The 24,855-nt window shown below is 31.7% G+C and carries 30 protein-coding genes; 8 read left to right on the top strand and 22 right to left on the bottom strand.

Annotated features, from left to right (window positions below):
• Positions 1–5: 5 nt before the first annotated feature.
• Positions 6–1,268, bottom strand: coding sequence for an FtsX-like permease family protein (locus tag DK442_RS02940; RefSeq protein WP_109434474.1), 1,263 nt, complete (start codon positions 1,266–1,268; stop codon positions 6–8).
• A complete protein-coding gene (locus DK442_RS02935) occupies positions 1,268–2,350 on the bottom strand; it encodes an efflux RND transporter periplasmic adaptor subunit (protein ID WP_109434334.1) in 1,083 nt (360 codons plus the stop codon). Before DK442_RS02935 ends, DK442_RS02940 begins: the two co-directional genes overlap by 1 nt.
• 115 nt (positions 2,351–2,465) lie before the next feature.
• On the opposite strand from DK442_RS02935, the gene hpf reads away from it, so the two are divergent.
• On the top strand, positions 2,466–2,768 hold the full coding sequence (gene hpf / locus DK442_RS02930; protein WP_109434333.1) for a ribosome hibernation-promoting factor, HPF/YfiA family: 303 nt from the start codon (positions 2,466–2,468) through the stop codon (positions 2,766–2,768).
• Between the two features lie 280 nt (positions 2,769–3,048).
• On the opposite strand, the gene DK442_RS02925 is transcribed toward hpf, so the two are convergent.
• Together DK442_RS02925 and DK442_RS02920 are read right to left on the bottom strand one after the other, a co-directional pair.
• Positions 3,049–3,462, bottom strand: coding sequence for a VOC family protein (locus DK442_RS02925; RefSeq protein ID WP_109434332.1), 414 nt, complete (start codon positions 3,460–3,462; stop codon positions 3,049–3,051).
• A 3-nt stretch (positions 3,463–3,465) separates the two neighbouring features.
• On the bottom strand, positions 3,466–4,395 hold the full coding sequence (locus tag DK442_RS02920) for a glyoxylate/hydroxypyruvate reductase A (protein ID WP_109434331.1): 930 nt from the start codon (positions 4,393–4,395) through the stop codon (positions 3,466–3,468).
• Positions 4,396–4,498: 103 nt separating this feature from the next.
• On the opposite strand from DK442_RS02920, the gene DK442_RS02915 reads away from it, so the two are divergent.
• A complete protein-coding gene (locus DK442_RS02915) occupies positions 4,499–4,939 on the top strand; it encodes an Lrp/AsnC family transcriptional regulator (RefSeq protein WP_109434473.1) in 441 nt (146 codons plus the stop codon).
• A 7-nt stretch (positions 4,940–4,946) separates the two neighbouring features.
• Here the strand turns inward: DK442_RS02915 and DK442_RS02910 are convergent, their stop codons facing one another.
• The 3 genes from DK442_RS02910 to DK442_RS02900 all read right to left on the bottom strand — a co-directional run bounded on the left by DK442_RS02910 (position 4,947) and on the right by DK442_RS02900 (position 6,485).
• Positions 4,947–5,561: a WG repeat-containing protein gene (locus DK442_RS02910; RefSeq protein ID WP_109434330.1), complete on the bottom strand. Its 615-nt coding sequence runs from the start codon at positions 5,559–5,561 to the stop codon at positions 4,947–4,949.
• Between the two features lie 130 nt (positions 5,562–5,691).
• The gene (locus DK442_RS02905; RefSeq protein WP_109434329.1) at positions 5,692–5,964 is read right to left on the bottom strand and encodes an acylphosphatase; all 273 of its coding nucleotides are present in this window, start codon (positions 5,962–5,964) and stop codon (positions 5,692–5,694) included.
• A gap of 71 nt (positions 5,965–6,035) precedes the next feature.
• Entirely contained in the window at positions 6,036–6,485 is a 450-nt protein-coding gene (locus DK442_RS02900; protein ID WP_109434328.1) for a DUF2267 domain-containing protein, read from the bottom strand.
• Positions 6,486–6,629: 144 nt separating this feature from the next.
• Here DK442_RS02900 and DK442_RS02895 point away from each other — a divergent pair, with 144 nt between their 5' ends.
• A complete protein-coding gene (locus tag DK442_RS02895) occupies positions 6,630–7,469 on the top strand; it encodes a universal stress protein (protein ID WP_109434327.1) in 840 nt (279 codons plus the stop codon).
• Between the two features lie 76 nt (positions 7,470–7,545).
• Here DK442_RS02895 and deoD read toward each other — a convergent pair whose 3' ends face one another.
• The 8 genes from deoD to DK442_RS02855 all read right to left on the bottom strand — a co-directional run bounded on the left by deoD (position 7,546) and on the right by DK442_RS02855 (position 12,282).
• Positions 7,546–8,244: a purine-nucleoside phosphorylase gene (gene deoD / locus DK442_RS02890; protein WP_109434326.1), complete on the bottom strand. Its 699-nt coding sequence runs from the start codon at positions 8,242–8,244 to the stop codon at positions 7,546–7,548.
• Between the two features lie 5 nt (positions 8,245–8,249).
• Positions 8,250–8,897 carry a deoxyribose-phosphate aldolase gene (deoC, locus tag DK442_RS02885; RefSeq protein ID WP_109434325.1) on the bottom strand — a complete coding sequence of 216 codons (648 nt, stop codon included), beginning with the start codon at positions 8,895–8,897 and terminating at the stop codon, positions 8,250–8,252.
• Positions 8,898–8,899: 2 nt separating this feature from the next.
• Positions 8,900–9,199 (bottom strand): thioredoxin, encoded by a 300-nt coding sequence (gene trxA, locus DK442_RS02880; protein ID WP_109434324.1) that lies wholly within the window; start codon positions 9,197–9,199, stop codon positions 8,900–8,902.
• A gap of 83 nt (positions 9,200–9,282) precedes the next feature.
• Positions 9,283–10,167, bottom strand: a complete 885-nt coding sequence (locus DK442_RS02875; protein WP_109434323.1) for an RsiV family protein — start codon at positions 10,165–10,167, stop codon at positions 9,283–9,285.
• Between the two features lie 136 nt (positions 10,168–10,303).
• Positions 10,304–10,588 carry a hypothetical protein gene (locus DK442_RS02870; RefSeq protein ID WP_109434322.1) on the bottom strand — a complete coding sequence of 95 codons (285 nt, stop codon included), beginning with the start codon at positions 10,586–10,588 and terminating at the stop codon, positions 10,304–10,306.
• 86 nt (positions 10,589–10,674) lie between these two features.
• Entirely contained in the window at positions 10,675–10,971 is a 297-nt protein-coding gene (locus DK442_RS02865; protein WP_109434321.1) for a chaperone modulator CbpM, read from the bottom strand.
• Between the two features lie 10 nt (positions 10,972–10,981).
• Positions 10,982–11,857, bottom strand: a complete 876-nt coding sequence (locus DK442_RS02860) for a DnaJ C-terminal domain-containing protein (RefSeq protein WP_109434320.1) — start codon at positions 11,855–11,857, stop codon at positions 10,982–10,984.
• 14 nt (positions 11,858–11,871) lie between these two features.
• Positions 11,872–12,282, bottom strand: a complete 411-nt coding sequence (locus tag DK442_RS02855; RefSeq protein WP_109434319.1) for a hypothetical protein — start codon at positions 12,280–12,282, stop codon at positions 11,872–11,874.
• Between the two features lie 285 nt (positions 12,283–12,567).
• Between DK442_RS02855 and DK442_RS02850 the strand changes: the two genes are divergently transcribed.
• From DK442_RS02850 to hemN, 4 genes are all read left to right on the top strand, one after another.
• On the top strand, positions 12,568–13,794 hold the full coding sequence (locus DK442_RS02850; protein WP_109434318.1) for a PAS domain-containing sensor histidine kinase: 1,227 nt from the start codon (positions 12,568–12,570) through the stop codon (positions 13,792–13,794).
• Between the two features lie 25 nt (positions 13,795–13,819).
• Positions 13,820–14,881 carry a response regulator gene (locus DK442_RS02845; RefSeq protein ID WP_109434317.1) on the top strand — a complete coding sequence of 354 codons (1,062 nt, stop codon included), beginning with the start codon at positions 13,820–13,822 and terminating at the stop codon, positions 14,879–14,881.
• Between the two features lie 78 nt (positions 14,882–14,959).
• On the top strand, positions 14,960–15,796 hold the full coding sequence (locus tag DK442_RS02840) for a universal stress protein (protein ID WP_109434316.1): 837 nt from the start codon (positions 14,960–14,962) through the stop codon (positions 15,794–15,796).
• 131 nt (positions 15,797–15,927) lie between these two features.
• The gene (hemN, locus tag DK442_RS02835) at positions 15,928–17,292 is read left to right on the top strand and encodes an oxygen-independent coproporphyrinogen III oxidase (RefSeq protein WP_109434315.1); all 1,365 of its coding nucleotides are present in this window, start codon (positions 15,928–15,930) and stop codon (positions 17,290–17,292) included.
• A gap of 13 nt (positions 17,293–17,305) precedes the next feature.
• Here hemN and DK442_RS02830 read toward each other — a convergent pair whose 3' ends face one another.
• The 7 genes from DK442_RS02830 to ccoS form a co-directional block, all read right to left on the bottom strand.
• Positions 17,306–18,007 (bottom strand): sulfite exporter TauE/SafE family protein, encoded by a 702-nt coding sequence (locus DK442_RS02830; protein ID WP_109434314.1) that lies wholly within the window; start codon positions 18,005–18,007, stop codon positions 17,306–17,308.
• A 3-nt stretch (positions 18,008–18,010) separates the two neighbouring features.
• On the bottom strand, positions 18,011–18,457 hold the full coding sequence (locus DK442_RS02825; RefSeq protein WP_109434313.1) for a FixH family protein: 447 nt from the start codon (positions 18,455–18,457) through the stop codon (positions 18,011–18,013).
• A gap of 195 nt (positions 18,458–18,652) precedes the next feature.
• Complete coding sequence (ccoG, locus tag DK442_RS02820; protein ID WP_109434312.1) at positions 18,653–20,074, bottom strand: cytochrome c oxidase accessory protein CcoG; 1,422 nt, start codon at positions 20,072–20,074, stop codon at positions 18,653–18,655.
• A gap of 41 nt (positions 20,075–20,115) precedes the next feature.
• The gene (locus tag DK442_RS02815) at positions 20,116–21,072 is read right to left on the bottom strand and encodes a cbb3-type cytochrome c oxidase N-terminal domain-containing protein (protein ID WP_109434311.1); all 957 of its coding nucleotides are present in this window, start codon (positions 21,070–21,072) and stop codon (positions 20,116–20,118) included.
• Positions 21,069–21,254: a CcoQ/FixQ family Cbb3-type cytochrome c oxidase assembly chaperone gene (locus tag DK442_RS02810; RefSeq protein ID WP_109434310.1), complete on the bottom strand. Its 186-nt coding sequence runs from the start codon at positions 21,252–21,254 to the stop codon at positions 21,069–21,071. The genes DK442_RS02815 and DK442_RS02810 overlap by 4 nt, the downstream gene beginning before the upstream one ends.
• Positions 21,255–21,259: 5 nt before the next feature.
• Positions 21,260–23,461 (bottom strand): cytochrome-c oxidase, cbb3-type subunit I, encoded by a 2,202-nt coding sequence (ccoN, locus tag DK442_RS02805; RefSeq protein WP_109434309.1) that lies wholly within the window; start codon positions 23,459–23,461, stop codon positions 21,260–21,262.
• A 1-nt stretch (position 23,462) separates the two neighbouring features.
• The gene (ccoS, locus tag DK442_RS02800) at positions 23,463–23,657 is read right to left on the bottom strand and encodes a cbb3-type cytochrome oxidase assembly protein CcoS (protein ID WP_109434308.1); all 195 of its coding nucleotides are present in this window, start codon (positions 23,655–23,657) and stop codon (positions 23,463–23,465) included.
• 981 nt (positions 23,658–24,638) lie between these two features.
• Between ccoS and DK442_RS02795 the strand changes: the two genes are divergently transcribed.
• Positions 24,639–24,845, top strand: a complete 207-nt coding sequence (locus tag DK442_RS02795) for a DUF2892 domain-containing protein (protein ID WP_109434307.1) — start codon at positions 24,639–24,641, stop codon at positions 24,843–24,845.
• Positions 24,846–24,855: the final 10 nt, after the last annotated feature.

Genomic DNA, 24,855 nt, shown 5'->3' with positions numbered 1-24,855 from the left:
TTAAATTATTGTCCTCTGATAATACGAACAGGATCTATTTTTTTAGCCTTTTTAGATGGTAGATAGCCAGCCAAAAAAGTTGAAATCATAGCAAAAGAGAAACCGATAATATAAAACCAGGGATTATGATTAATTGGATATGTAGAAATTGTTGGTAAAGCTTCAGTTTCAAAAGGTAAACTACCAATCAAATGAGATAATCCAAAACCTATTAGTAACCCTAAATTTCCACCAACAGCTCCTATGATCATCGCTTGACTCATAAAGATGAATTGCACATCTTTACCCGAAAACCCAATTGCTTTTAGAATAGCAATATCATTCATTTTTTCATAAATCATCATGTTTAGAATATTATAAATGCCAAAACCGGCTACAATTAATAAGGTAATAGAAACAGCATATGTAATTAGATTTCTGATTGTTGTTCCTGTTTCAAATTGGGCATTTGCGGTTTTGATATCAATAGCTTTTAATTGAAATTGTTGTTCAATTTTTTGTGCTAATGGAATTGCATCTTCGATATTAAATAGCTTTACATTGATATCAGTAATATAATTTTCGGCTTGACCTAATATTCGTTGTACTGTCTTTACATTTGCAAAACTTTGAATATTATCAATATCCGCAATACCGCTTTGATATAACCCTACAATTTTTAACGGAAAGACATCTCCTTTTATCGTACTAACCTGAACTCGATCTCCTATATCTAATGACATTTTCTCTGCCACTCCAGCACCCAATAAAATACCATTATCATTATTTTTTAATGCTTGCGGACTACCTTTAACTACATAATCTTTAAAATTGAAGAGTTCAACTTCTTGTAAAATATCTATACCGGTTAAGTTTCCTCCTAATTCGATAGAACCAGCGATATAAAATATTTGCTCTTTTATTTGAGGAATAGCACCTTTTACTTTGGGATCTTTGTTTAGATAATTGATTATTGGTAATGCATTATGAATCCTTTTTTGGCTTTGTTTTGGTTTAATTGAGTGTACAATGTTAAGTGTGTTTTGAAATTCAAAATATAGATCGGTAGGTTGTTTTTTTGAAGGCTCAATCTCATTAAAAATATGAATATGTGGTGTCTGATTGAGTATTAAATCATCTAGCATTCCATTAAGTCCAGTCATAAAACAAACCAAAGTGATGTATGAGCCAATACCAAATGTCACTCCAAGAGCTGCTGTTGCGGTTTGTTTAATTTTGGTAACCAAATGTGTTTTGGCGATGTTTAATATAACTTTTGTGTTAACCATCATTGAGGTTTGTAAATCCATGTTTTTGAAGTAATTCCGGATAATACTTCTACAGTATCCATACTTTGTAATCCGATCTTGATTTCAGTTAACCCTTTTTCAGTTTTTACTTTATTGCCATCAACCAAATATTCTTTTGGGATAGTCAAGGTTTTTGAGATATGAGCAATTATAATATTTGCTTCTCCGGATAAACCAGGATATAATACCCCAGGACTTTTTTCAAACAGTGCTTCGACCATAAAAGTCTGGTTACGCTCATCTTTTTTCGGATAAATTTTACTCACTTTTGCTACAAAGACTTCTTCATCGTATGCATCTAAGGTTATGAGCGTCTTTTGGTTCTTTTTTATCTTTACTATGTCTACTTCGTCAACCAACATTTCTATAACAAAAACGCTATCACTCCCTAAAGAAGCCAAGGGTTCCAAAGTATTAACAACTTCTCCTGGGTTTTTATACAATGCATAAATCTTTCCATTAATTTTACTATTAATAGTGAAGTCTTTTGTGGTAATAACCGATGTTTTGTAAGTGTTTTTAGCTTGTTTTAATTGAGTTTGAAGTTCTTCCCTAGTCCTGTAATATTTGTTTTTTAACAGGCTTAAATTATTGGTAGAAAGTTCATAGGTTAATTTTTTAGTGTCATATTCTACTTTTGAACCAATGTGTTGACTCCAAAGATTTTTTTGACGGCAATAGTTAATAGAATCATTTGTCATTTTTAATATTGCTGCTTTTATTTCTTCTTCTATGCTACTAAGAATAGCTGCGTTTCCGTCATAATTATTTTTTGCCAGCTCTAAAGATAATCTGGCATTTTCTGCATTTAATTTCGAATTGCTATTTATAACCTGAAGTATAGGAACTCCTTTTTTTATGATTTGTCCTTCTTCTACGAGATTTTTATCCAGGATGCCATTTACCGAAGCATATGCTTGATATAAACTATCTGGTTGAATCGTTACCGATGAATATACTGATTCTGTAACATTACTAACCGTGGGAAGTATTTTATCTTCTTTAGTAGAGCAAGAGATAAAAATGGTAACAAAAAGTATCCTTAATACGAGGGTATGCATACGTATTTGTTTTTTATCAAATTTCTACTAAAAGAGCGGCTTTCGAAATGATATTTATCATATTTAAAACAGGGTATACCTATTATTTTTGAATAAAAATTAAACAGAGATATTTATGAAAACCAATATTCAATTTGTACAAATGCCGACAAGTGAAACCATGGAAGATTATGTACATGAAAAACTAGATAAACTATTCAAGAAATACGGTTGGGTAATCAAATCTGATGTGTTTTTTAAAAAAGAAAATGATCCAAAAGGAAAAGGGAAAATCTGTACTATGGAATTGAGTTTGCCAGGACCTAAAATATATGCAACATCAAATGAAGAGAATTTTGAATTAGCTTTTAAAGAAACATTAAGTGATATAGAAAAACAATTAAAAAAAAGAAAGCAAGAGTTTAAACCTTATCATTAATTATTCAAGATGTATAAACTGATATATATCATATTTTTTGAGTAAAAATAGGAGTACTTTAGCCTTGATGATAAAGAAGTGATTTATAGTTAAAGAAAGGTTTTTAGTATGGTATAGTAGAAACCAAATAGAGAAGTTAATCATGCTTAAAGGAACATAATTAGGTTTCCCTGGCTTAGTAATAAGTTTAAGAATTATAATTATAAGTAATTTACAAGATTAATTTCCTATAAAGAAGCAGGTAGGTGAAGGTCTACCTGTTTCCGTTTATAAACCTTACTTATTTAAATACTTCTGCTTTCTTAATGAAGCATTTAAATTCTATAGGATTATTACTAAAATCTAGTACAAACATTGTTTTTTGTTCTCCTGTTTGGTCTGCATATCGTGTTTGTGGAGGAATCATAAAATCAACATTATTAGTTTTTAATTTTTGTTTTAAAATATCAAATTGGTCTTCTTGTAGGATGCATCCAAAATGAGGAATAGGGACTTTAATTTTATCTACGACTCCGCAATAGTCAAGAGGAGGGATAGTATCAGAGACATGAGCAGAAATTTGATGTCCAAAGAAATCAAAATCAACCCAGTCTGTGGTTTCTCGCCCCAGAGGACAACCTAATATTTTATTATAAAACTGTTTGGTACTACTGATGTTTTTTACTTTAAATGCAAGATGAAATATGGTGTTCATGGTTTAATATCCTTTTTTTAATGAAACTTCGTGCATTAATTCCTTACCAGATGTAAACCTGTTATAGTTTTCTACAATTTGTAATGATGCAGATTCGATATTGGTAAGACTTGCTACATGTGGAGTTATTTGAATTTTTGGATGGTTCCAGAAAGGATGATTATCTGGTAAAGGTTCTGATCTAAAGACATCAAGTATAGCCCCCGAAAGATATTTCTCCTCTAACAGATCTAATAGATCATTTTCTACAAGATGTTCACCTCTTCCTACATTAATTAGATACCCTCCAGCATTTATCTTTTTAAGGTTTGTGATATTAAGAATATTTTGAGTAGTATCGGTAAGTGGTAATATATTAATAAGTATATCGGTGTTGTGCAGGCACCTATCCAGTTCCTGTATTCCTGAGTAACTGATTACATTGTTTATGTTTTTGACAGAAGAGGACCATCCTTTAACCTTATATCCAAGTAGACCAAGCTTTTCTGCAACAAAAGAGCCTATTTTTCCTAATCCAAGGATAGATATGTTAGTGTTTTGAATATTGGTATAGGGATGTTGTTTCCATAATTTTATAGATTGTTGGTGAGCATATATAAAGTTGTTTTTTGAGATAGATAATATAGCAGTCAACAAGTATTCCCACATATCATGAGAAAGATTATTGTCTACTATTCTGCTTAATGTAATTGTTTTACGTAGTTCTTGTGTTTTAATGATGTGCTCTACCGAAGCACCTACAGACTGAACTACTTTAAGATTAGGAAATTGCAAAAGAATGTTTTGGTGTGGTTTCCAGCATAATGCAAATTTAACTATCAGGGGATCATGTATTTCTGGATAAATCTGGATAGGGATATCAGATAATTTAGATTTTAATTTTTCTGCCCAAGGTTTAGGATCTTTGTTATTAAAAACGATCACAATACTCATAGTTTTATTTTTTTATCAAAATTAAAGATAGAAATATTCAATTTGAAGTTGATTCTTTGGTTAATGGCTATATTTGAAATTGAATAAAGTTAATTATGAAGAAATGAAGAACGAATCGGTTGTAGATAATATTGATCACAGAATACTTTCTAGTTTAAAAAAGAATTCCAGGATTTCTTTTGCAGATCTGGGGCGTATAATTAACCTTTCTCCATCTGCTGTTCGTGAGCGAATTCAGAAAATGGAAGATACAGGGATAATTAAACATTATAATCTATCTTTAGATTATAAATTACTTGGATATACAATTGAAGCTTTTGTATTAGTAAAAGTATTTCATGGAAACTTAAAAGCTCTTTTTATGCTTATAAATAAGTTGCCAGAAATCAAAGAAGCCCATCGTATTACAGGAAACCAAAATGTCCACCTCAAAGTTGTACTTAAGGATCAATTGCATTTACAAGATTTAATAGATAAGTTAATGCAATATGGAGATACAACTACTTTTTTGATATTGTCAGATATTACACCTCAAGAAACCTGAACGGTTTTTATTCTTTCGTAGTATTTACTACATGGATTTCCCATCGACTATTATTATTTAAAGCTACTAAGTTTGATGATATAAGATAGGATTGAATTCCAGGTCGCTTCTTTAATTTATCTTTAGAAAAAATTAGATGTTCTGGACCAGACAAATGAGTTATAATAGTTCCATTTGGGTTTATCACCACTTCATCGTAGCTATATGAAATCACTTTTTTATCAAGTAGATCATTTTTCCCCAACTCCTCTTTTGCAATTTTTAGAACAATAGCATATCCGTCATTAAATGGAATAGCATTTAGGTATTCTGGTTCAATTACCGTCTTTCCAGATTTATCAATATATCCATAATAATAAATATCATTTTTTATTTGTTTAATCAGACATCTTTCGTTGCTAAAGTAAGGATAACTTTCACTTCCCTTAGAAGCTACAATATCTTCTCTATACGGTATTATTATTTCTCCTTTTGTATTTATGAAAGCCCATTTATTTCCTTTTCGTATTGCAGCGAGCTCTTCATGAAATGGTGTAATTTCATCAATATCTTTTATAATCTGCGCGGTTCCATAAAACGAAAATAATATCAGGCCTATGCTTAAAATGAGTATTCTTTTCATCAGTATGTATCTTTTAAATTATACTTCTAAAAATAACATATGGATACCAATCATAAAATGAGAAATATCATACTATCAAAATCTTGATTAAATCTTATGAATTGATATAAAAGAATACTGGAAAAGCAAGTTAGTATATAATTTCAAAACATTTAAAAGGCCTTATATCCCCTTCTTCAAATGAAACATCGTCCACTTTTGCAAATTCTGGTCCAAGAGTACACCATGCTATAAAGGAGGTAAGTTGATCGTGATTTCCTTCGGCTTCTATATATACATTTCCGTTGCTTAGATTTTTTACATGGCCCGTGATATGGAGTTCTTTGGCTTTTTCAAGTGTATTTTTTCGATACCAAACTCCCTGAACTTTTCCTGTTACTGTAATGTTATAATGTTTTAACATTTATGATGCTTTTTGGACATATATGATAGTTTTGAAAGGTACCCAAATAATATAAAAAGTGATATAAATTCTTATAAAAATAACTTATCAAAAATCATATTTTTAAGATTTTTGGGGAGCTCGTCTCTTATATGCTTCATCTCTCCTGTTGATACATATTTACGAAGTATGAAAAATGTAGTATTAATATAATGTTCTGCTATTTCATTAGATTCAAAATCATAAGTAGAAGTCACTCCGTCAAAGGACCTTACTAAATCAATAAATTCCTTCATATGTTTTATCCTATGTTTTTTACCTTTAATAGACCACCCATTGACATATACAGCTTTTAGAAACATGGGGAGTTGAGCAATAAATTGCAAGGACTCTTCTATAGATATAATTTCTCGTAATCCATGTAAAATTGCAGATAGAATTCTACCTGCTTTATCTGGAGTCTCGCTTAAGTTCATTTCTTCAGCATATTCTTTTAAAAAAGTGTTTGCTTCTGTTGCATATCGATTAAAATTAAGTGCCATTATAAAGAGGTTTTGGTTTTCGATTATTCGAACATAAAATATAAAGTTATCATCTTCTAAAGAGGATTTGTATGATAATTATCATATTAATTGGGGATTACATCTTATAATTTTGACATTGTAAAAACACTTAATACTTACATTATGAAAAAAATTCTTGTCCCCGTAGATTTTTCTGAATATTCTGAATATGCATTAAAGGTTGCAGCAATACTAGCTAAACAACAAAATGCAGAAATTGTAGTATTACACATGTTAGGATTATCTGAAGCCGTATTGACCAAAAATGAAGGTCAGGAGATTAATGAAGCAATGTATTATATGAAACTTGCAGAAAATAGATTTAGTGCTTTTTTGGATAAAGATTATCTGGAAGGAATTAAAGTAACAGAAACTGTACAGAATTATAAGATTTTTAGTGAGATTAATGAGGTAGCACATGAAAATGATGCAGATTTAATTGTTATGGGTTCTCATGGTGTTAGTGGTTTATCTGAAGAAGTTTTTATAGGTTCAAATACAGAGAAAGTAGTTAGAACTGCAGATGTGCCTGTATTAGTGATTAAGAATCCAGTAGAAGATTTTACTATGAAAGAAGTAGTATTTGCATGTGATTTTAAGATAGAGAATATTAGACCTTATCATAATGCGATAAAACTGTTTAACTCATTTGGAGCTAATGTACATTTGTTATATATAAACCTACCGGGAGAACGATTTAGAAGCTCTGGACAGATTGAAGAAAGGGTAAGAGAATTTTTATTCAAAGCAGATTCTGGTAATATGGATATGTATAATAATGTGGTTTACTATAATGATTATAGTGTAGAAAGCGGAGTATTTAATTATAGTAATAAAATAGAAGCAGACATTATTGCAATCCCTACTCATGGTCGTCGTGGTCTGGCACATTTCTTTAACGGAAGTATAGGAGAGGATATCGCAAATCACGCAAATAAACCAGTGATAACATTTAAAATGTAATCCCATTCATATGTTGTTGTGGCCTCATAGGCGTGTATCTAAAAGACGGATGCTACGATATGCTTATGAGGCTTCTTTATAAAATACCCAAAGCGATTTCTATCATATTGCTAAAAGTGGTTTCTCGTTCTTCAATCGAAGTTCTCTCCCCAGTAACCAAAGAATCAGAAATTGTAAGAATCGAAAGGGCTCTTACATTAAATTTTGCAGCAATAGTATATAAACCTGCTGTCTCCATCTCAACACAGAGCACTCCGTATTTTGCCCAATGCTTATAAGCATCAGGGTCATCCTCATAAAATTCATCTGAAGATAGTATGTTCCCCGCTTTTATAGCAATATGATTATCTTTTGCATAGTGCGTAGCTTTCATCAGTAATTCAAAATTGGCAGTCGGAGCATAATCTGAGTTAACAAATCTTGTAGTATTAATTCCCGATGTAGAAGAAGCGGACATAGCGATAACAATATCTCTAAGTTGAACATTTTTTTGGTATGAACCAGCAGAGCCTACTCGAATTAGATTTTTAACTCCATAGTGATTAATGAGTTCGTGATAATATATTAAAGCAGAAGGAATTCCCATTCCCGTTCCCTGAACCGAAACTGGATTTCCATTATAAGTTCCTGTATACCCTAACATTCCTCTAACTTCATTATAACAGACGGGATCATTTAGAAAAGTGTTTGCAATCCATTTAGCACGAAGAGGATCCCCGGGAAGTAAAACTGTTTCTGCTATTTCTCCTGGCTGTGCTGAAATGTGTATACTCATCTGATTTATTTTGAAGTTACGATGGTGACTCCAGCAGATGTACCTATTCTATCAACCCCCAATTCAATATATTGAGTTGCTGTTTTAAGATCTCGAATCCCACCAGATGCTTTTATTTTTATGGTACTCCCGTGTACTTCATTTTTCATAAGTACTATATCTTCGGGAGTAGCTCCTCCGGTACCAAAACCAGTAGAAGTTTTTATAAAATCTGCACCAGCATTCAAGGATAATTGGCAAGCAATTCTCTTTTCTTCATCAGTAAGGTAGCAGTTTTCAAAAATGACTTTTAAGATATGTTCTCCAATTTCTTTTTTAACTGCCTTGATTTCTTCCTCAACAATCTTATGATAACCAGATTTTAGTAACCCTATATTAAGTACCAGATCAATCTCATGTGCTCCATCTTTGATACATTGTTTTGCTTCATAAACTTTGGCCTTTGCTATTGTCGCTCCAAGAGGAAAGCCTACTACAGCAGCTATTTTGATATCGGTTTTCATGAGCTCACTTTCTGCCAAAGCAACATAGTAACTATTTACACAAACTGCATAGAAATGATGCTCTTTTGCTTCTGCGCAAAGTTGTTTAATATGATCAACTGTGGCATTAGCCTTTAGAAGAGTATGGTCTATGAATGTATTAAGTACCATTGTTAACGATGTGAACTTATTATATTTAAAAGGTCATTTTTTTGTAGTACTCCTGATTGCCTCCATAATTGCTTTCCGTCTTTAAATAAAATCATAGTTGGAACGCCACGAACCTGGTATTTTGATGCCAAAGGTTGGTTTTTATCCACATCGATCTTTACAATTTTGATATTTTCACCGAGATCATCTTTTACTTCCTTAAGGATGGGAGCAAGTACTTTACATGGTCCACACCAATCGGCAAAAAAATCTACCAATACAGGTGTTTTAGAATCTATTATAGTATTAAAACTACTTTTCATTAATTTTTATATTACGTTCAAAGATTAGATGTAGAAAAATATATTTATTTTGAATACTAATTTATAATAATGAATTCGAAAAACTAACCAATTTTGGGAGTATTATTATACTTTTTGATAAGATGCATAATTTTTTTAATAGGAACCTCAATAGAGTATGTTCCTGTGTAAGATGGACAAATAACACAATCGTCAAAGTAGAATTCTACAGTGTCATCATTAACCACAAAGTTGTTTTTATACGCCTTAAAATCACCTTTGGATAACTCCCAACAATCATAATATAAATCTCCAGAGCCTATACCTTCTTTTATGATAGTGTTTATAGTATTAAAAACTTCTTCTTCTGAACCTATTTCAAAAAAATCATCAAAATATATAAAATTATACGTTTTGAGATCAAAGTTGACACAATCAAAAAGGTATGTAGAGTATAACATTCCTGAATAATAATTTTCTTTATAAAGTACTACACTTATGAAATTATTTTTTGTATTGTAAATTTTGTAATCGATACTTCTTTTATCTCTAAATCTATTAATTTTTAGAGTATCACAAAGAAGCTCTTTATCTTCAAGAATCTGGTTTTCTGTTTTTTCAATATTTAAATAATTTTCTGTGATATAATCATTAAATATGGAGTGTTTAGGATTGATTTTTTCATTAAGATACGGATATTGATAATCTAGGATATAGTGATCTTCTTCTTTGAAAAAACGTTTAGAGATTACAAGCTCTTGTAATTGTGGTTTATCGTCTTCTGCGGTTATTAATCGTTCTCTTTTTATAGCCTTTGTTTTTTCTTGATTTAATTCTAAGTTATCTTCAGAAAATATTGATATCGTGTCTTTGGCTTTTTGCTCGACATGAGATTCTGTTTCTTTTTGCTCGATTTCATTTTGAGTAGAGGCCTCATTTTTACAAGAGATTAAATTTAACAGTACAAGGCAAGCGATTAAGGTTTTCATATGTTGATTTTTTGAGTAGTATAAAAATAGGATAGTGCATGGTTATAAAATATGATATTGCTCAGGATATGGAGTACAATAAAAAAGGTGATTTTCAATTGAAAATCACCTTTTTATCAAACTAATTAAGTGTTAATTAAGAAAGCCCGTTTCCAATAATTATTGCAGAATTTATAATCAAACTAGTGATTAAAAGATCTAGAACTAATTTTGGTTTCTGAACGGTTAATATTGCGGCATTATGAGCACTACATACAACTACGCTTAGAAAAACAAGGAACATTTGTATAGGCGCATTTCCATTAAGCAATGTTGCCATAATAGCAATAGAACCCAGACAAGTTGATGCTATGATAGCCAGAGCAGAATATCCTATAAAGTTTTCAGAAAAATCAGCATTTATTTTTGCATAAAGTGTCATAATTGTTACGTTTTAAATTCTAAGTAAAATTAGATACTTTAGGTTTTTTAAAATATGATAAAAATCAGCTTGAATGATAAAATAGATTAAGGCTTTTCATATAATTGTAACCGATTCTTAAGTATATTCATTTCTTCCTGAATTTTTTGTACTCGTTCTAATAGATTAATGATTACCTCTATTCCTTCGAGGTTAATTTCTAATTCTTTATTAAAAAGTAAAATTTGCTCTAGTTTTGGTAACTCATCCACACTTAAAAATACTTGTTGTCGAACAGTAATAACTTTTATCAAACCAAATTCATATAAAGAATTTATGAATGAAAATTCTATCTTATGATTTGTACAGAATTCTTTAGCAGATATGAGATGCTTTTTTGTCATTGTAATGTATTTAAAGTTTTGATAGTTCTCTAAATAATTCTTTTTGTTTTTGGGATAGATTTTTAGGTGTTTTGATAGTATAAGTGATATAAAGATCCCCAAATTGTCCTTCTCTTTTATATATAGGAAATCCTTTTCCTTTTAGCTTAATTTGTGTGTTATTTTGAGTTTCTGGTTTTACTTTCAATTTTACTTTTCCATCCAAAGTGTTAATTGTGATTTCACCTCCTAAAACGGCTGTGTATATATCAATATCTTTATTTAGATATAGATTACTTTTATCACGTTTAAAAGATGTTTTGTTTTCGATAATAAAAGTAATATACAAATCACCTTTGGGGGCACCTCCTATTCCTTGTCCACCGTACCCTTTGATTTTGATAATTTGTCCGTTTTCAACTCCAGCCGGAATAGTAATTCTAATATTCTTTCCATTAATGGTTAGTGTTCTCTTATGAGTTTTATAAACATCCATTAAACCGAGATGTAGCTCTGCATTAAAATCCTGCCCCCGATATTTTACCTTTCCACGACCATAATCTCTACTTCTTTCTCCAAACATAGATTCGAAGAAATCAGAAAAATCTCTAGAATACTGCTGTTGTTGATTAGCATGATTGTATTGTTGTTTTGATTTTTGATGTTTTTCAAATTCTTCAGCGTGTTTCCAGTCTTTACCATATTGATCGTACTTTTTACGATTTTCGGGATTGCTTAAAACCTCATTTGCTTCATTAATTTCTTTAAATTTCCTTTCTGCTTCCTTATCATTTGGATTTAAGTCTGGGTGGTATTTTCTTGCCAATTTTCGATAAGCCTTTTTAATATCACTTTCAGAAGCATTTTTTGGAATCCCTAATATTTTATAGTAATCGATAAATTCCATGTTCTTATTCAGAATTAAATTTTATCTTCAAAAAGTAGTTTTAGTCGCCCCAACATCATTAATTCTGATTTGTTTTTTCCAGAAAATGCACCAGCAATTGCATTGGCTGTTGTCCAAATGAGTTGTTTTATAGCATCTTTAAAATGTGATTTGTTTTCATGATAATACGCTTCAAACTGTTTAAAACTTTCTTCGGCATTAAGTTCTTCATTATCTAACCAATCAAAAACAATTTCGATCTGAAAAGATGCGTCTACGCCAAATTCATCTTCAATGTCATCTATTTTTAACCATTCTGATTTCGCGATTTTTCTTAAAGTATCATACTCAGATTTACGGACTACCTTATCCGAGGCAGCAACGGCATAAAATAGTTTTCCGAGATTTTGATAAAATGTAATTCCTATATTTTGTGCAGTTGTCATGATTATATAAAATTTATCAATTTGTGAGATAAATTTAGGAAGTGATGTTGAGTATTTTTATGATATAAATCAGGTTTAAAAAAGAGATTGGTAAAAGGAATTTTTCATAATTTTCAGTTAAAGTATCCTAGAGAATGCTAATAACAAATGGGAAGTACAAGTTTTTATTATCGTTTGTATTATTTTTGGAGGTAAAATTTAATACAACAATAAGAAGGGATTATTTTGGAATTATTTTTTTGAAGTCAATCTATATACAATAAACAACCACTACTTAATATTTATATGAAGGTTTTTGAAAAACAAAGTAATATTTTTAGACTCTTGTCAGAAGGTGTTTCTGAAGGTATTGTGGTTGTAAATGAAGATCAGGTCATAGTAGCATGTAATGGATCAGCAAATGAGATATTTGGATATGAAACCGATGAATTAATAGGAAAGCCACTAAATATTCTTATTCCGCGAGAACACCATAAAGAACATAAAGGACACTTTGAAGGTTTTGTGCGTAACAAAGAAAAAAGGTCTATGGGTAATGGGAGAGATATCCACGGAGTACGAAAGGACGGTACCAAATTCCCTGTAGAAGCGGGATTAAACCCATTTTCTATTTATGGAAATAATTATGTAATGGCTCTAGTGATTGACATTTCTTTTCGTAAAGAACAGGAACGGCAGATCAGAGAATTAAATGCAAGGTTAGAAGAAAGAATAGAAGAACGTACAGAAAAATTACATAGTACAATTGAAGAATTAAAAGAAGAGGTAAAACTACGAATGGAAGCTGAAGCCAAGGCTAAGGAAGCTTTAGAAAAAGAGCGAGATCTTAATGAGTTAAAAACGAAGTTTCTCTCTTTGGTTTCTCACGAGTTTAAAACACCATTGAGCGGTATTCTTACTTCAGCAACACTTGCAGGAAAATATACTCAAACAGAACAACAAGAGAAAAGAGAAAAACATCTGGGTACGATCAAAAATAAAGTGAAATACCTTAATAATATTCTAAATGATTTTTTATCCATTGAGCGTTTAGAAACAGGTAAAGTTTGTTATAAGTACAGTAGCTTTCCTTTGAGCAAAGTAATTAATGAAGTGATTTATAACGCAAATATGCTACTCAAAGACGGGCAAAGGATTAATTACCCCAAAGACATTGATGGTTATGTTATAGAATTTGATGAAAAAATTCTGGAACTTGTCTTGTCAAACCTAATTAACAATGCAATTAAATATTCTGGGGAACATACAACTATAGATTTAGAAGTTGGCTTTGAAGATAACATCCTTACATTTACCATTATCGATCAAGGAATTGGAATTCCTGAAAAAGAACAAGGTTTTATTTTTAAACGATATTTTAGAGCAGAAAATGCATTACTGGATCAAGGAACCGGGATAGGATTAAATATTGTAAAAACCCATCTAGAAAATCTTGGTGGAAGTATTATCTTTAAAAGTGAAGAAAATCAAGGATCTACTTTTACCGTAACCATACCAACCACCAATACATAACGACCAATAATAATTAGGTAAACCGATGAAAACTATCCTTTTAATAGAAGATGATACTGCACTAAGAGAAAATACTGCAGAGCTTTTAGAGCTTTCTGATTATAAAGTAATTACGTCGCCAAATGGCAAATTGGGAATAACAAAAGCAAAAGAAGAGAAACCAGATATCATTGTTTGCGATATTATGATGCCCGAGGTCGATGGCTATGGGGTACTCGAGGCTTTGTCTTATGATACAAATACAAATCATATTCCTTTTATATTTTTATCTGCAAAAACTGAACATAAAGAAATTCGAAAAGGAATGGATTTGGGGGCAGATGATTACTTAACCAAACCTTTTGAAGAAGATGAATTATTAAGTGCAATAGAAAGTCGTTTAGCTAAAGCAACTATAATTTCAAGAATTCTTGAAGAGCAAAATCAACGTACTGAAACAAAAACTGAGGATGAAGAAGGATTTAGAAACCTAAATGAACTCAAGAATTTTTTTGATGATCATGGTGAAATTTCTAATTTTAAAAAAGGAGGCATAATCTATAAAGAAGGAGAGCATTCTAATAAAATATATCTTATTCTAAAAGGAGTTATTAAAAGCCATAAAATGGATGAAAGTGGCAAGGAATTAATAACAGCACTATATAAAGCCGATGATTTCTTAGGGTTTTCTTCTTTCGTAGATAATACTCCATATCAAGAATCTGCTACTGCGGTTGAAGACACTGAATTGGCCGGAATATCAAAAAACAATCTCAAAGAGATTTTGGAAAAGAGCAAAAATATTTCTCTGGAGTTGATGGAACTGTTAACCGATAATCTTTCTGAAATTAAAGAACAACTATTACAGATGGCATATAGTTCGGTGAGAAAAAAAACAGCACAAACCATTTTACAATTTGCTCAGGTTTTAAATAAAAAGCCAGAAGATAGCATCAAAATATCAAGAAATGATCTGGCTAGTGTTGCTGGAATAGCTACAGAAAGTTTAATTCGTACGCTATCAAATTTTAAGAAAGATGGGCTGATCGAAATCGAAGGGCGTAATATTCGAATATTAGATTTAGCAGGTCTTCAGTTAGTTGAATAAAAATAGTGCTAAACTGATTTTTGTCATTCTTTTCATAAATACATCCTAATACATTTGTTGTGTTAGAAAGTATTTAAGATGAAGAATATCCTGATCCCTACAGATTTTTCTGAAAATTCATGGAATGCCATAAGCTATGCCCTTTCATTTTTTAGAAAAGTAAATTGTAATTTTTATATTCTACATGTTTCTCCCTTTGAAGAAATGATAGGCGGAGATTCTTTCTATGCTTCAAAAGATACAGTCATAGAAAAACATACACATAATAATAAAGAGCAAATGCAGTCATTGCTCAAAAGCATAGAAAAATTACCTTTAAATACGAAACATCGATTTTTCACTATAAATGAATATATTTTTTTTGTTGATGCAATTAGAAAACAAATTCAGGAAAAAAATATTGATTTTATTGTTATGGGAACCAAAGGAGCTTCTGGACTCAAAGAAAAAACTATAGGAAGTAATACAGGTGATGTGATTACTAAGGTAAAATGCCCGGTTTTAGTAATTCCAGAAAAAGCTACATATACCAAGCCAAAAGAGATTGTATTTCCTACCGATTATTACATGTATTATAAAAGTAGAGTACTAAATACTATTAGTGAAATACTCTATATGAATAATGCAAGTTTAAGAGTGTTGCATATTGCCAAAAAGGAACAAGATCTAACGACTTTACAAGTGAAAAATAAAGATTTTCTGGACGACTCCCTTGACAACCTAGATCATAGTTTTCATTTTTTATCCAATACGAATATGGAAGAAGCAGTGCAGTGTTTTATTGAGAGTCGAGAGATTAATATGATTACTATGATAGCTAAAAACCTTAATTTTTTCCAACGTATTTTATTTCATCCTATGGTCGAAAAGATAAGTTATCATACCAACATTCCTTTTTTGGTATTGCATGAATGATATAACTGCGCAGCTTTAATGAATTGAAGAATTTAATGTGTTTCGTTTTGATTGGTGCTATATAAGTTGAACTTAGGTTATAATAGAATTTTAAATAGGAGTAGAAACTACTCAAAATAAAAAATAAAAAAATGCGGACAAACTTAGTTCATAAATACAATATTCCAGGGCCGAGATATACAAGTTATCCAACCGTGCCATATTGGGATGACAATACATTTTCATTAAAAAAATGGATAACATCTATACAAAGATCATTTAATGAAAGTAATGATGATGAAGGAGTAAGTCTTTACATTCACCTTCCGTTTTGCGAAAGCATGTGTACATTTTGTGGATGCAATAAGCGAATTACCAAACGACATGATGTAGAAGTCCCATATATCAAATCATTATTAAAAGAATGGAGTTTATATCTCAATCTTTTTGAAACCAAACCCAAAATAAGAGAATTGCATTTAGGAGGAGGTACTCCTACGTTTTTTTCTGCTAAGAATTTACAACATTTAATTCATGGTGTTTTTAGTGGAGTAGAACGTGCAGAAAACTGCGAGTTTAGTTTTGAGGGACACCCTAATAATACAACTCGTGAACATTTACAAACATTATATGATTTAGGTTTTAGAAGGGTGAGTTTTGGAGTACAAGACTATGATGAGGTTGTGCAGAAAGCAATTCATAGAGTACAGCCTTTTGAGCGTGTAAGGGAAGTTACAGAAGCAGCAAGAGCTATTGGTTATACATCTGTGGGACATGATATTATTTTTGGTTTACCATTTCAAACTGAAAAAGGTATAGTAGATACCGTTTTAAAGACAAAAGAATTACTTCCGGATCGATTAGCATTTTATAGTTATGCTCATGTACCTTGGCAAAAAGGGAATGGACAACGAGGATTTAAAGATGCTGATTTACCTACTGGGGCTCAAAAAAGAAAGCAATATGAGATGGGTAAGAAGTTGTTGTCAGAGGTTGGTTATATAGAAATAGGCATGGATCATTTTGCGTTAGAACATGATACTCTATTTCAATCCATGAAAAGTCAAACGCTACATCGCAATTTTATGGGGTATACTGCTTCTAAAACGCATACAATGATTGGTTTAGGAGTATCTTCAATAAGTGATAGTTGGTATGGTTTTGCTCAAAATGTGAAAAATATAGAAGAGTATCAACATCTTATAAACGAAGGGATTATTCCGGTATATAGAGGTCATATGCTTGATAAGGAAGACGAAATTATTAGACAGCATATTTTAAATTTGATGTGTCATTTTGAAACCAATTGGAAGAATGATATTATGTATTTTAAGGAATTACCAGAAGTAGTACAGAATCTCGAAGAATTAGCACTGGATGGATTATTAGTTAAAAATGATCATAGTATAAAAGTAACAGAAAAAGGAAGGCCTTTTGTTCGTAATATATGCATGGCATTTGATCTGAGATTGCAACGAAGTAAACCTGAAACTACATTGTTTTCTATGACAATATAAATTTTCACTAGAATTAATGACATTCAAAGTCTGCAGAAACCATTTCTACTGCAGGCTTAGGAGAAAGATAAGGAATACCTAAACCAAGCCCTCTTATAATAAATAATAATCCGATAATAACAACAAACACCGGGATAGCTTTTTGAATGTGCTGTCTCACTTTTCTAGTTAAGAAATTTCCGGCATAAACTGCTACAGTCATTAAGGGTATAGTGCCTAATCCAAAGAAAACCATATATAAACTCCCCTCAAAAATTTGACCAGAAGCGATAGCTCCAAAAACTGCCATGTACACTAAACCACAGGGTAGAAAACCATTTAAAAAACCAATTGAAAGAAAGGTGTCGGGTGTTTTCTTTTTAAGAGCAATACCCAATGCATTTTTTACTTTGGTAATGACTTTATATATTGGTTTAGAGATATTATATTTATTAAGGGTCTGATGAGGAATTAATATGAGGATAATCATCAACACTCCTACAGCAATAGATAGATTTTGTTGTAGGCCAAATATATTTAGACTTTTTCCAATAATTCCGAAGAATAATCCAATTATACAGTAGGCTATCAGTCTGCCAAAATGATATAGAAAAACTCGGAAAATTTTCTGAAAAGTATTTGATTGATGTACAGGCAACATAAAAGCTATCGGGCCGCACATTCCAACACAGTGAAAGCTTCCTAATAACCCTAATATGAATGCCGATAATAACATTTTTTAGTATGTAAATGATTTTTTAAACAAGTATGAAGTGTCGTTATACTCCCAATTAATTATGATATTCCAGCGCCCTTCTATTATATTTTCATCTTTGATTATCATTTTAGAACTAGAAAGCGAGATAGGAATTTCAAAATCCAGTTTTTTATTTGAAGGACGATATAGAGATACCATTCCAGAAATATCACTAGGGTTCTTGTCTTTGGGAAAAGAAATAACTAACCCATCGATAGTGGTATGAATTAAGATATTGTTTTCTAGATTTTTTGAATTTTTCTCGGCATCGATTTCATTCTGAAAAGCAAGTTCTTTCTTATAGTAATCTTCTGTTACAAGATCATGTTCATATTTTTTTTCAGTATTCATTCGCACAACAAAATATAGGATGAAAGAAATGAATCCTATAAACACTAATACTATAGCTGTTCCCCAGTTTATTTTCATAATTTTTTTTAGTTTTGTACAGTGGATCCCATTCTACAATGGGATGACAAAGATGCATGGTAGTAAAATGTTTGTCATTCCAGCATAGGCTGGAATCCATTATAATTAACAGTTTTATTTATTATTATAAGTGTTTTGTTCTATATCCGTAATTCTAGGTTCTTTACTATTTTTCACTTATACAAAGACTGAATATTACCTATAACTTCTTGGACCTAAAAAAGCCGTTATTGTTGTTTCAATTAATTTACCACCACTGTAGACACCAATTTTTAATCTGTTACTATCACCTTCTAATGCAGCTGCATTAATTTCTATAAATAAAGTCCCTTCGGCCAAACCTTGTTTTGGGACGGTAAAATTTTTATGAGTAACCAGCTCTATTTTTCCTTTATGAGATAACAATTCGAAGTGAACATCTTTAATCTCTGTTGTTGTTTTATTGACTAGTTTATACGTGTATACATTACTAATTATATTATCGTCCTTATGATCGTATAATTGTCCTGGTAATCGTAGGATATTAGCTTCTACATCATTTCGTAAAAAAGACATTCCCAGAAGAACACCTATTAGAATTACAAGTACAGCACTGTATCCTTTTAACCTAGGAGTGAACTTAAATTTTGCTTTTTTTGCAATATTATCTTCACTGGCGTATCGTATTAATCCTTTTGGTAGGTTTACACTTTCCATCATATGGTCGCATGCATCAATACAAGCGGTACAGTTTACACATTCGAGCTGTGTGCCATTACGAATATCAATTCCGGTTGGACATACATGGACACACTGAAAACAATCAATACAATCTCCTTTTCCTGTAGTTGGACGATCTTCATTTTTCTTAAACTTTGCTCTTCCAGCTTCTTTTTCTCCACGTTTATAATCATAAGCAACAACTATAGATTTGGAGTCCAGAAGTACGCCTTGTAATCGACCATAGGGGCAAGCTATAATACAAACTTGTTCTCTAAACCATGCAAATACAAAGTAAAAGACAGCAGTAAATATAAGTAAGGAAATTAATGTGCTAATATGCTCAGAAGGGCCATCTATGATGTATCGTAGTAACTGATCGCTTCCTATTAAATAAGCCAAAAATATGTTTGCTATAAAGAATGAAATGATAAAAAATATAATCCATTTCATCCCTCTTTTTCTTATTTTTTCAGCATTCCAGGATTGCTTATCTAGTCGTATTTGTTTTCCTCTATCTCCTTCAATCCAATATTCGATTCTTCGAAATACCATTTCCATAAAAATGGTTTGTGGGCATACCCAACCGCAGAAAAGTCTTCCAAATGCAACTGTAAATAGAGTAATAAATAGAACACCTATAATCATTGAGATTACGAAGAGGTGAAAATCCTGTGGCCAAAATGGGGCTCCAAATATGTTAAAACGTCGTTCTAAAACATTAAATAGTAAGAATTGATTTCCGTTTATTTTTATAAATGGTGCAGAAAACAAAAAGATAAGTAACCCATAGCTTACCCATTTGCGATAAGAATAATATTTGCCGCTTGGTTTTTTAGGATACACCCAGGCACGTTTACCTTCTTCGTTGATGGTACCGATAGAATCTCTGAATTTTTCGTTTGCGGGTGTTTCCAAAGGAATATTATTTTAAGTTTTGATATAAGGTTCCAGAAACATTAATGATTTACAACTATGCTTGTCGAATCAGAAATAGTTTCGGGGATCTCTTCTTTAGGAGTTTCTTCTTGAGGTGCATCTGGATCAATCCATATTTCACCTTGAGCTTCTTTAGGTTCGGCAGGAGTTGTTCCCCCGAGGGAAATCACATAACTTGCTACTTGAGCCATTTCTGCAGGCTTCAGAGTTTGTTTCCAGGCAACCATTCCTTTTCCATCACGTCCTCCTTCAGAGATGGTCCTGAATACATTTTTAATACCGCCTCCTAAAATCCAATATTCATCGGTTAGGTTAGGCCCAATACCACCACCACCATCAGCTTTGTGACATGCTACACAATTTGTAGTGAAAACTGCTTTTCCAGCGTTAATATCTGAGGCTTCTGTAAGCAGAGTTACTGTGTTTATATCGACTAAGTCTTTTGCAGTTTTTTTGTATTCTTCGATAGCAATTTTGGCTTCGGCAACCTCAGTTTCATACTCTTCTGTTTGTGTATAATCATTGAAAATATGAAAGCGAACTAAATATACAGCTCCAAATACGATGGTTGCATAAAAACCATACACCCACCATGGCGGGAGATTATTATCCAGTTCCTGAATCCCATCATAATTATGATCAAGAATAATCTCACCTTCTTCTTCTACAGGTTTACTATCCAATAATTTTAGATAGATCTTTTTAATCCACCCAAATTGTTTTTCTTTTTTAGTTTTTTCTGCCAGGAGATAACGTTCTTGGGCCTCTGGATTTAAAGAGCGAAACAAGATGCTTCTTAAAGCCTGTAAACTAATCTCTATCGCCACAATAAATAGTAAAACCATTCCTAAGACTAACCATGTTAATGGTTGTGCAATGAATGCAGATTGTTCTCCAGATTCGACAGTAAGTTCTATTAATATATAAGCAATACCTAAAAAGGCAAGCACTCTTAAATAGGATGAAGTACTTCTCATGATTGTATATCGTTTTCGGTTTCTAAAGGAATTTGACTTACCTCTTTTATATGTTCTTTTTTTGCTGTGATCACCCACCAGAATAATCCGGCGAAGAATATAAAAAATATGAGTAATGAAATCATAGGATAGATCTCAATACCTTCAATACTCTCCATGTGACCTTTTATAAATTTTAGCATGGCGTTTATTCTTTAGTTTGAACTATGTTCTCTTGGTTTTTAACTTTTATATCAGTTCCTAATCTTTGGATATATGCTATGAGCGCAACGACTTCTCTATCGCGCATTTCGATAAAATCCAATCCGTTTTCCTTGGCATATTTTTTATCAGCTTCATATGTTTTTGCAAAATCAGGGTCGGTGTACAGATTTTTTTCAATTTGCGTTGCTTGCTCATCCATCCACTGTTGTGCTCTGTCTATCTCTTCTGGAGTATAAGGGACACCCAGAGATACCATAGCATTCATTTTATCTTCGGTTTGTGAACGATCAAGTTTGTTTTTAATCAACCATTTATAACTAGGCATAATTGATCCTGATGAGGTAGTTTGTGGATCATAAAAATGATTTAAATGCCAGTTATCAGAATATTTTCCTCCAATCCTCATTAAATCGGGTCCAGTACGTTTACTTCCCCAAAGGAAAGGGTGATCATATACATATTCACCAGCTTTAGAATATTCTCCATAACGTTCTACTTCACTACGGAATGGTCGAATCATTTGTGAATGACAGGATACGCAACTTTCTCGTATATAGAGATCTCTTCCTTCAAGCTCAAGCGGAGTATAAGGTTTTACACTGGTTATTGTTGGAATATTGGATTTTACCATTATGGTAGGAACGATTTGAACAATACCACCAATCAAAATTGCAATTGTAGCAAAGATGGTTAGTTTAACAGGTCTTCTTTCTAGCCAGGTGTGGTACCCTTCGTTAGCAGTTCTAAATCGAGTTACTTTTTGTAACGGAGCAGCTTCGGCTAATTCATCAGTAACTTTACTTCCACTTTGTATCGTTTTAATAATGTTATATAGCATTACAAAGGTTCCCAAAATAAACAAACTACCTCCGATAGCACGCATCCAATACATAGGAATGATTTCATTAACGGTTTCTAAGAAATTACCGTAGGTAAGTGTCCCATCGGGATTAAATTGTTTCCACATAGATGCCTGCACAAAACCGGCAACATACATTGGTAGTGCATACATGATAATCCCCAAAGTACCAATCCAGAAATGTAAATTAGCAAGGCCTGTAGACCATAATTTTGTTTTGGTTAGTTTTGGTACCATCCAGTAGATCATACCAAAAGTTAAAAACCCATTCCATGCTAAAGCTCCAACATGAACATGTGCTATAATCCAATCACTAAAATGAGCAATAGCATTTACGTTTTTTAAAGAAAGCATTGGCCCTTCAAAAGTGGCCATACCATAACCTGTAATGGCAACTACCATAAATTTTAAAACGGGATCAGTACGTACTTTATCCCACGCTCCTCTTAAGGTCAAGAGGCCATTAATCATACCTCCCCATGATGGAGCAATAAGCATTACAGAAAATGCTACACCAAGATTTTGTGCCCAATCAGGTAAAGATGAATATAGAAGGTGATGAGGTCCTGCCCAGATATAGATAAATATTAAAGACCAGAAATGGACAATAGATAATCGATATGAGTATACAGGTCTATTGGCAGCTTTAGGAACAAAATAGTACATTAATCCTAAGAAAGGAGTGGTAAGAAAAAATGCAACTGCATTATGGCCATACCACCATTGTACTAATGCATCCTGAACACCTGCATATACAGAATAACTTTTTAAAGCACTTACAGGAAGTTCGAGGCTATTAAAAATATGTAAAACCGCAACAGTAACAAAAGTGGCAAGATAAAACCAAATTGCTACATACATATGCCGTTGTCGTCTTCTTAAAATAGTTCCTATTAAGTTCCATCCAAAAACTACCCAGATGATGGCAATAGCAATGTCAATTGGCCATTCGAGTTCTGCATATTCTTTTGAAGAAGTATATCCTAATGGTAATGTTATTGCGGCTAAAACAATAATAAACTGCCAACCCCAAAAATTAATATTACTTAATGCGTCGCTAAACATTCGGGTCTTTAGCAACCTCTGGGTAGAGTAATAGACTCCTGCATAGATAGCGTTACCTACAAAAGCAAAAATAACGGCATTTGTATGTAATGGTCTTAAACGACCAAAACTCAACCATGAGATACCATCTGTTACATTAGGGAATAAAAACATGAATGCTAGTAGTAGACCTACAGACATTCCTACAATGCCCCAAAACATGGTTGCATATAAGAATTTTTTCACGATTTTATTATCGTAATAGAATTGTTCCATTTCCATATTATGATTGTTTAGTTTTATTGGATTCTGAAGATTTTTCTTTGTTTTCTTTTATAAGTTCATCCTCAAAGAGCATTCGAATAGAAGGAGTGTACACATCATCATACTGTCCATTCCTGACAGATATAATAAAACTTATAAAAAAGACGATGGCAACGATAATACTAATCGTTAAGAGTACATAGATTACACTCATGCTTACTTTGATTGTGAGCCAAAAGTATGTTTGAAGATTTTCTTAAAAAATGACATTTGTCAGGTTTTAATAATAAAGGATCATTCTAGGCTTAAACCAACTCCCAGTACCTGTTTTTGAGGTACAAAATGTTAATAATTGTTAAAATAGTACCTTTTTATACATAGTACTGTAACAAAAATAAACTCTTGACGTCTAGTAAGTATAAATAACAATTAAATATATAAAATATGAGAACTTTAGATAGCAACAGAATTACAAGAAAATTAAGCGCAACTATAGGATATACCTGGAACACAAAGAGACGTTACAGATAACCTAAATACTAACATCAAGAGATAACAATTTATAATCAAAAACAATTAAAATATAGAAATTATGAGAACCTTAGATAGCAATAGCATTACAAGAAAATTAAGTGCAACCAAAGGATATACCTGGAACACAAAGAGACGTTACAGATAATCTTACTATAAAAACCAAAAGATCAATTTATATATCAAAATCATTAAAATACAGAAATTATGAGAACTTTAGATAGCAACAGAATTACAAGAAAATTAAGTGGAACTGTAGGATATACCTGGAATACAAAGAGGCGTTATAAATAACGATAGTTAAATTTTACATCAATCAACTCCCGAAACAACAGGGAATAAAAACTAATCATCATGAGAACTTTAAGAAACATCAGAAAAAGACTAAAATCAGCGACACAAAAACAAAATATGTTTTTGGATTGCACAACAAATCTTTACAATTATGACGAGACTTTGTTTAGAAGAATTAAATGCTATGCGCATTAAGTGGAGTGTTATTATGTGTTGATAAGGCTAAATTCTATTAGGATTTAGCCTTTTTTTTGCAATACATTGATTTTTCCTATTTCATTTTATAGGTGACATTTATCATACAATACTTTCAAATTCTTTAAGAACTTTATAGAAGTTAATAGAGTATTCACTTTTAAATTAAATCGTTATGCGAAAGAATTTAGGAAAGATAGATGCTATCATTAGAATCATTTTAGGTGTAGTATTAGCATATTTATTTTATAACAATTTTATATCTGATACCTTAGGAATTGTTTTATTATCAGTATCAGGAGTATTAGTTATTACTGGTTTTATGGGTTGGTGTCCATTATATAAATTATTTGGGATAGCCAGTTGTAAAGTAAAGAATTAGCTTAATAAAG

Origin of the sequence: Aquimarina sp. AU119 (assembly GCF_900312735.1) — a bacterium.
GTDB classification, from domain to species: Bacteria; Bacteroidota; Bacteroidia; order Flavobacteriales; family Flavobacteriaceae; genus Aquimarina; species Aquimarina algiphila.
The sequence above is the reverse complement of the archived record's forward strand: the minus strand, read 5'-3'. Positions and strand labels throughout refer to the sequence as shown.

Excerpts from the sequence above, each read along its gene's own strand:
- DK442_RS02915 (WP_109434473.1), top strand. The coding sequence starts at position 4,499 with ATGAAGAACGAATCGGTTGTAGATAATATTGATCACAGAATACTTTCT.
- hpf (WP_109434333.1), top strand. The coding sequence starts at position 2,466 with ATGAAAACCAATATTCAATTTGTACAAATGCCGACAAGTGAAACCATG.
- trxA (WP_109434324.1), bottom strand. The coding sequence starts at position 9,199 with ATGAAAAGTAGTTTTAATACTATAATAGATTCTAAAACACCTGTATTG.
- ccoS (WP_109434308.1), bottom strand. The coding sequence starts at position 23,657 with ATGAGTGTAATCTATGTACTCTTAACGATTAGTATTATCGTTGCCATC.
- DK442_RS02875 (WP_109434323.1), bottom strand. The coding sequence starts at position 10,167 with ATGAAAACCTTAATCGCTTGCCTTGTACTGTTAAATTTAATCTCTTGT.
- DK442_RS02910 (WP_109434330.1), bottom strand. The coding sequence starts at position 5,561 with ATGAAAAGAATACTCATTTTAAGCATAGGCCTGATATTATTTTCGTTT.
- DK442_RS02855 (WP_109434319.1), bottom strand. The coding sequence starts at position 12,282 with ATGACAACTGCACAAAATATAGGAATTACATTTTATCAAAATCTCGGA.
- DK442_RS02810 (WP_109434310.1), bottom strand. The coding sequence starts at position 21,254 with ATGCTAAAATTTATAAAAGGTCACATGGAGAGTATTGAAGGTATTGAG.
- hemN (WP_109434315.1), top strand. The coding sequence starts at position 15,928 with ATGCGGACAAACTTAGTTCATAAATACAATATTCCAGGGCCGAGATAT.
- DK442_RS02900 (WP_109434328.1), bottom strand. The coding sequence starts at position 6,485 with ATGGCACTTAATTTTAATCGATATGCAACAGAAGCAAACACTTTTTTA.
- DK442_RS02830 (WP_109434314.1), bottom strand. The coding sequence starts at position 18,007 with ATGTTATTATCGGCATTCATATTAGGGTTATTAGGAAGCTTTCACTGT.
- DK442_RS02935 (WP_109434334.1), bottom strand. The coding sequence starts at position 2,350 with ATGCATACCCTCGTATTAAGGATACTTTTTGTTACCATTTTTATCTCT.
- DK442_RS02870 (WP_109434322.1), bottom strand. The coding sequence starts at position 10,588 with ATGACACTTTATGCAAAAATAAATGCTGATTTTTCTGAAAACTTTATA.
- DK442_RS02865 (WP_109434321.1), bottom strand. The coding sequence starts at position 10,971 with ATGACAAAAAAGCATCTCATATCTGCTAAAGAATTCTGTACAAATCAT.
- DK442_RS02840 (WP_109434316.1), top strand. The coding sequence starts at position 14,960 with ATGAAGAATATCCTGATCCCTACAGATTTTTCTGAAAATTCATGGAAT.
- DK442_RS02850 (WP_109434318.1), top strand. The coding sequence starts at position 12,568 with ATGAAGGTTTTTGAAAAACAAAGTAATATTTTTAGACTCTTGTCAGAA.
- DK442_RS02815 (WP_109434311.1), bottom strand. The coding sequence starts at position 21,072 with ATGAGAAGTACTTCATCCTATTTAAGAGTGCTTGCCTTTTTAGGTATT.
- ccoN (WP_109434309.1), bottom strand. The coding sequence starts at position 23,461 with ATGGAAATGGAACAATTCTATTACGATAATAAAATCGTGAAAAAATTC.
- DK442_RS02920 (WP_109434331.1), bottom strand. The coding sequence starts at position 4,395 with ATGAGTATTGTGATCGTTTTTAATAACAAAGATCCTAAACCTTGGGCA.
- DK442_RS02925 (WP_109434332.1), bottom strand. The coding sequence starts at position 3,462 with ATGAACACCATATTTCATCTTGCATTTAAAGTAAAAAACATCAGTAGT.
- deoC (WP_109434325.1), bottom strand. The coding sequence starts at position 8,897 with ATGGTACTTAATACATTCATAGACCATACTCTTCTAAAGGCTAATGCC.
- DK442_RS02845 (WP_109434317.1), top strand. The coding sequence starts at position 13,820 with ATGAAAACTATCCTTTTAATAGAAGATGATACTGCACTAAGAGAAAAT.
- deoD (WP_109434326.1), bottom strand. The coding sequence starts at position 8,244 with ATGAGTATACACATTTCAGCACAGCCAGGAGAAATAGCAGAAACAGTT.
- DK442_RS02895 (WP_109434327.1), top strand. The coding sequence starts at position 6,630 with ATGAAAAAAATTCTTGTCCCCGTAGATTTTTCTGAATATTCTGAATAT.
- DK442_RS02905 (WP_109434329.1), bottom strand. The coding sequence starts at position 5,964 with ATGTTAAAACATTATAACATTACAGTAACAGGAAAAGTTCAGGGAGTT.
- DK442_RS02825 (WP_109434313.1), bottom strand. The coding sequence starts at position 18,457 with ATGAAAATAAACTGGGGAACAGCTATAGTATTAGTGTTTATAGGATTC.
- DK442_RS02795 (WP_109434307.1), top strand. The coding sequence starts at position 24,639 with ATGCGAAAGAATTTAGGAAAGATAGATGCTATCATTAGAATCATTTTA.
- DK442_RS02940 (WP_109434474.1), bottom strand. The coding sequence starts at position 1,268 with ATGGTTAACACAAAAGTTATATTAAACATCGCCAAAACACATTTGGTT.
- DK442_RS02860 (WP_109434320.1), bottom strand. The coding sequence starts at position 11,857 with ATGGAATTTATCGATTACTATAAAATATTAGGGATTCCAAAAAATGCT.